At 58.5% G+C, this 5,649-nt stretch carries 6 protein-coding genes and 1 pseudogene; all 7 read right to left on the bottom strand.

The window, feature by feature from the left end; translation table 11 throughout:
* Positions 1-245 (bottom strand): phage protease (locus BBW68_RS19645; RefSeq protein WP_276325380.1); only part of this gene is annotated, 245 nt, incomplete at its 3' end.
* Between the two features lie 260 nt (positions 246-505).
* Positions 506-775, bottom strand: a complete 270-nt coding sequence (locus tag BBW68_RS06860; protein WP_261791477.1) for a phage virion morphogenesis protein — start codon at positions 773-775, stop codon at positions 506-508.
* Positions 723-983: a phage virion morphogenesis family protein gene (locus tag BBW68_RS20175; protein WP_261791478.1), complete on the bottom strand. Its 261-nt coding sequence runs from the start codon at positions 981-983 to the stop codon at positions 723-725. Before BBW68_RS20175 ends, BBW68_RS06860 begins: the two co-directional genes overlap by 53 nt.
* On the bottom strand, positions 980-2,236 hold the full coding sequence (locus BBW68_RS06855) for a phage head morphogenesis protein (protein WP_070134554.1): 1,257 nt from the start codon (positions 2,234-2,236) through the stop codon (positions 980-982). Before BBW68_RS06855 ends, BBW68_RS20175 begins: the two co-directional genes overlap by 4 nt.
* Positions 2,229-3,788 (bottom strand): DUF935 domain-containing protein, encoded by a 1,560-nt coding sequence (locus BBW68_RS06850; RefSeq protein ID WP_070134553.1) that lies wholly within the window; start codon positions 3,786-3,788, stop codon positions 2,229-2,231. The genes BBW68_RS06855 and BBW68_RS06850 overlap by 8 nt, the downstream gene beginning before the upstream one ends.
* A pseudogene (gene terL / locus BBW68_RS06845) lies at positions 3,789-5,478 on the bottom strand (phage terminase large subunit).
* The coding region (locus tag BBW68_RS19140; RefSeq protein ID WP_222563072.1) for a hypothetical protein at positions 5,456-5,649 on the bottom strand (194 nt) is incomplete at its 5' end. The gene BBW68_RS19140 and the pseudogene terL, both read right to left, overlap by 23 nt.

The following is a 5,649-nucleotide window of genomic DNA, read 5'->3' as shown; positions in this document are numbered from 1 at the left end:
GCGCGTTCTGTCCACTTGACGTCAGCAAACAGGCCTTCACCTTCAACCCAGGTCAGGGACTTAAACCAGCCTGACGCAGGCACCGGGCCACTGGCCTGTGGAGCGTTCAGGGACTGGTGCTCATAGTCAAACTGGTAGTCATTCACCCGGCTGTTGGCGGCATCAATCAGACGCTGTGCCAGTGAGGCGTCCAGGAACCAGCGCTGACCACCTGACGGCGCACCAAACCAGCCAGCCGGAAACAGCTGAATGCGGGCGGTGTTGTCCTTGTTGATGCCTGAAAGTGAGGACAGGATAGGCGGCAGGCTAAATGCCCGACAGTTACAGGGGTGAAGCGGTAAGAACAGGGGAAGGATACAGGGGATTAAGACAGTAACACCGTGGCTGCATGGCGCAACCCCGTTTAAAACCCGTTTAAATCGCGCAGAATGGCGTTAAAACATTACAGGGGTAATACGTTACCCCTGTAAGCGGAAAAACGCCACAACGGCCTTTTGTGGGCTTATCAGTCTTCACCTCCAAGATGGTCGATGACCGCCTGGCGGATGGCGTCATTATCATCATCCGTAAGGCTGAGGAAAGGACGGGCCGGAATATCTGAACCAGGGTGGTTGACCTGACTCGCAAAGCGTCCGTTAAAATACAGCGCTTTTTTGTTGCGGGGGCGGATGATGTGAGGGCGGGTTTTCCCGCCCTTCTGGTGGATTCGGGCATAGACAACATTACGTACCCACCACCGCCTGATCGTTATCGGCGAACGGCTCAACTGAGCCATGCAGGCGTCCGGTCTTCATCAGCGGCTTGCCGTCGCGATATTTAAGTGGCTTCCACGCCGGACGCCCGCCCTGAACAAAGTTCTCATCTACCGCATCAAGCATGATACCCGCGACCTTATTCATTAGCGGCTCACGGTGCTGGCAACGTGCGGCCAGCTTGTCGAGCCAGTCGCGGAACTCGTCAGAAATATCGATATCGAGCTTCATGCACTTCCCTCCGGCAGCGTCCCGTCAATCAGGCTGGCGCGTGCGACAGCAGCAGGCGACCACGGCACCGACGATACCGGCTCAAAACCATCAGCGCTGCGGGCAAGTGTGACCACGCTGTAACCGGCTAAATCCTCCACCACCATCAGCAGAGCCTCTCCGCGCCGCAGCACTGCCACCGGGTAACGAAATGCCGATGCCAGACGTCCAAGCCACGACGCACCGGCTTCCCGCAGGCTGACCGCCGTTTTTGCCGGTAAGGTGACAACCGGCGACGGCAGAGTCGCACTGTCACTGATTGCCGCCAGCACCAGCGGTGATAATGCACCAGCGCGGCGAAAATCCCTGCTGGGTCGCGCAGGCAGCGAGCGCACCCAGCTCTCAAGGTCGCGGTTCATTGCCGTGGCCAGCCGGTTATTACGCAGCGTTTCATACACTGCCTGCGCGGCAAGACGTGGAGGGGCATCAACGCTTTTCTCCAGGAGGGACTGACCCAGCCCGGCCAGATACCCACGCCCCGGGTTGAGGTTAAAACCTGCATCCGGCACCATCATCCGCCCGGTCTTCGGATCACAAAACGCTGTCACCGGGCGCATCTCCCCGTCAGTGCCGTAAGGTTGCTGGATTGTGGTCATGTACGCTTCCGAGGATTCAACACCAATCGGATGCGCATCAACCTGAGCCTGCGTGAGCGCCCTGACAAAGCACCGGCAGTTATAGCCATTCGGCGGAAACAGTACATTCCAGATAGGATCGTCCCAGCGGAATATACGCCCGTGCAGGGCTGCATGCGCAGGCCGGGTGCGACCGTCCATGATGGCGTTATACTGCCAGTAAGGGCGCTCTTTCGCATTCGCTACCATCCACTGATAGCGGCCCGCTGCATGCGCCGACTGGATATTGGTGCGAAAAATGGTATCCAGCCGATACGGCATCAGCTTTTTGCCCTGCAGCACGCCATCATCATCGGCAACCAGCCCGCGCCCCAGCCAGCCCTTACGCTGCAGCAGCGGCTCCAGTTCGTCCTGGAACTGGCGGAAGCTCATCCCTTCCGTAAACGAGCGCGTCAGGCTGTTCTGGATATCGCTGAGAACATCCAGCTTTGTGATGCCGGCCACCGCAAACTCCACCGCATGGGCATCATCCTGCATGTCCTTCCAGCTCATGGTGGGCTTCAGCCCCTTCGAGCGGAAGTACGCTATCGCCCGCGCCGGTGGCAGGGTCATGGCAAAGCCTGCGTTGATATCAGGCATCCTGCTGCCCCATTGCATCGGCGATAAACACCGCCTGACCGACCAGCTCGCGCAGGGCCATATCGTCCAGCGCTGGATAGCTGGCTGCAAGAAGCTCGTAAACCTCATCCGGGCTTCGGGCGGCTTTTACCTTCGTAATAAGCGGTTTCAACATTGCTTTAGCAGCGGCAGTAGCCTGAATGGCCAGAAGCTGCGGAGCGGCATCCAGCTGCAGCTGTACGTTGTCAGTTCCACTCTGCGGCACAGAGAGGGCAGCAAGGCGGGCCTGCATTACCTGAGACAGTGCGGCGTCACCGGCCTGCTGGCGGGCCAGCGGCTTCAGGATGGTCTGACCTTCCTGCGGCAGCGGGATACCGCTTTTCTCCGAGACCCAGTCAGCAGTGATTTTAAAGCCCGCCTGCTGGGCCGTAGTTACCACCGTCATCAGTCGCTCAAGGTTAACGGACTCGCGGGCATCAAACTCCAGATACGGCGCGCGCTCCGGGTTAAAACGCCCGTTTATCACCAGCACTGGCCACAGTAGCTGCTGGGTCAGCGTCTCCGCCGACATCCACGCATCACCGACGAGGAGATCGTGACGGATTTCGTTATGCACATTTCCGAGCGCATTGGTTGACGATTTGCCGTCCGCCTGACTTGTCAGCATCCCGCCGAGAATGACCTTTGACTGTACCTTCTCGCACCAGCTCACCATATCCAGGAAGGGTGCACTCTGGCCTGCTGACGGAGAGACCAGCGAGATTTCAGCATTAGACGGAATGATACCGCCGCCTTCGCCGGCCAGCATGCGGATACCGCGAAGCAGGTTCAGTCGCTCCCTGTCGGTCATGGAGGCATCATACTTACCGATACGGAACGGCAGGCCGTAGAGGTTCAGGAACTGTGCCCAGTCGCGGGCAGAGAGATTCTTGAACAGGTACGTCCAGACCAGTACGCGGAACAGGCCACTCTGCGCCACCGGGCCGGATTTTGACTTGTGCTTATGCACGATCCAGCCCATATCCCACAGCTCCTCGCCACCCACGCCGCCCCGGTTCAGGCGGATACTGTCAGGGTCGTTCTGCGGCATGGTGAAGGCCCGCGCCGGTCGCTTGTGGAACGCTGACGGAAGCCAGAGTGACTCTTTGCGGCCCCATTCGATCTCGATACACGAAAAGCCGTGACCAATGGCATCCAGCATATCCATCAGCATCTCGCGGAAGCCCGGCAAATGGCGCAGCCACCAGTCGGCCTCCGCCGCGACTTTCTTCTCCGCCTCGGTCGCATCCGGGGGCGGTTTGACGGAAAACGGCAGCGTCAGCAGCGCACGCTTACGCTTTGACAGCTCGGCGAACAGGTGGCCGTCGCGCTCTTCCATATCGGTAAACAGGTCACTCTGCGCCTGAATGTCGCCCTGTTCGGCAGCGCTGAAAAGGGCATACACCCGCTGAATATCCAGCCCGGTGGACGGGTGGCTGACGGTATCGCTGTAGAGAAAATCGTCGCCAGCACTCTGCATGGCCTGTGTGTTATCGCGGGAAAAAAAGCGTTTAAACGCGGTTTTAATGTCCATTTACCATCCTCCAGACCCGAAACCGTCAGAGCCATAATCGTCGTCATCGTCATGCCTGCGGCGCGATAGAGAATCCGACTCCACCGCCTCCAGCTGGCTGACGGGAATAAATTCGAAGTTACCCACACTGGTTGACGCGATGGCAAACAGCATATGCAGCGCATCCTGGCCGTCATCGTGGTCAGCCATCGGGAAATGCATCAGCTGTTCACGCAACGTGGCGAGCGCACGGGCGATCAGAATGTGCTCGCTCTCCATAAAGGGCTGCAGGGACTCAATACGTCCGGCCTTGTCGGTGGAAGGGATCACCGAGCGGGCAGGAACGGGGACGCCCGCCTTCAGGGATTCTTCTATCAGCGTCTCGCGCAGGAAGTCCTGGAACTGCACCCACTCAAACGCCCATGCGACGCAGCCAAACTCACGCTGCAGCTGGATAACATCGGTAATAATCTTTTTAGGGCGGCGCACGCGAATATCGGCACGGATGACCTTCAGCACTTTTTTGATGCGGTGCCATCCGCCAATCAGCAACGCGCTGGGGTCGTTGCCCCGGCTGTTGTGCTTGCCGAGCGACGGGTCGCAGGCACCGAAGTAAATCAGGTCAGGCTCCAGCTCCCGCCACTCATGGATACAGCCGTGGAAGATGGCATGCTCGTCGCTGACCGGGTCATTCTGGTATTCTGCATCGAAAGCGCGGGTGCCTACGCGCACGCGGATCAACATCAGCGCCAGCAGCGGTCGGGCCGCCCAGGAAACGCGGGAGCCTTTCAGCAGCGCTTTTTCATGGCGGTTATAGAACGCCTTCGCGGCATTTTTACCCTTGCTGCGCAGGGTTTCTTCCCACTCATCCCACCGCGCCATATCCTCTGGCCACGCGAGGATTGCCTGGAAACGCTTCGCGTTCCACAGCGGGTTTTTCATGGTGCGGGCCAGCACGGAATCGTAGTGCAGGATTGACCCGACGTAGATAACATCGAGCTTGACCCCGGCCCCGCCCAGCGGCAGCACCGTGCTGTTCAGCCACTTCTCCAGCTTGTCACGCTGCTTTGGCGTCACCACGTTCTCGTCGTTCTCAAGGTCATCGAGATGAACGAGATCAGGACGATACGCGCCGTGCTTACGGCCACGCAGACTCTGCCCCTGGCCAGCGGATTCGATTTTGATGCCCGACGCAGTCAAAATGCAGCCGATACGCCACACGCGCCCCTGTCCACAGGCTTTCGGGAAGTCCAGCGCCAGACCGGCGTTATAGAGCAGCTCAGCCTTGATAACCTCCAGTGACTCCGCTGACTGAGCAGACGTATCAAAGGCGATAATGATAAATTTCTTCAGTTCAAGGACGACGCACCACAGGTCAAACAGCTGCTGACCGAGAGTGGTTTTTGCCTCGCCGCGCGGGGCGGCAATAACGTCATTCTCGCTCTCAGGGCTGGTGACAATCTGCGGCAGGCGCTCAATACAGATACTCGTGCAGCGCACTGGTTTGCGGGTGATGGATGTGATGCTTAAAGTAGGTGTTTACGAAGAAGCGAAATCCGGTCACCGGATCGCTGACCTGTGACCGGCGAGCCTGTATCGCCTCCGGGCTGCTGTCCAGACCACAGCTTGCGTTCTCAATGCGGTTGCGCAGCTCCCCCTGAATGCGGGCAATCTTCTCGCGAAAGGCTTTAAGCGAAGATTTTGATGCCACAGATAACTAACCTCATTAAAAATAAAACCCCTCTGTGCCAGGATACTGCTGCCAACAATGACCCTTTAAACAGAGAGGCTTTATGTCCGATACAGAAAAATTCACCATTGACCAGCGCATTGAAGTTGCCCGTCTGGCGACCCAGATTTACATGACGGAATACCAGTCCGG

Origin of the sequence: Candidatus Erwinia dacicola (assembly GCF_001756855.1) — a bacterium.
GTDB classification, from domain to species: domain Bacteria; phylum Pseudomonadota; class Gammaproteobacteria; order Enterobacterales; family Enterobacteriaceae; genus Erwinia; species Erwinia dacicola.
This window is presented reverse-complemented; position numbering and strand designations above follow the sequence as displayed.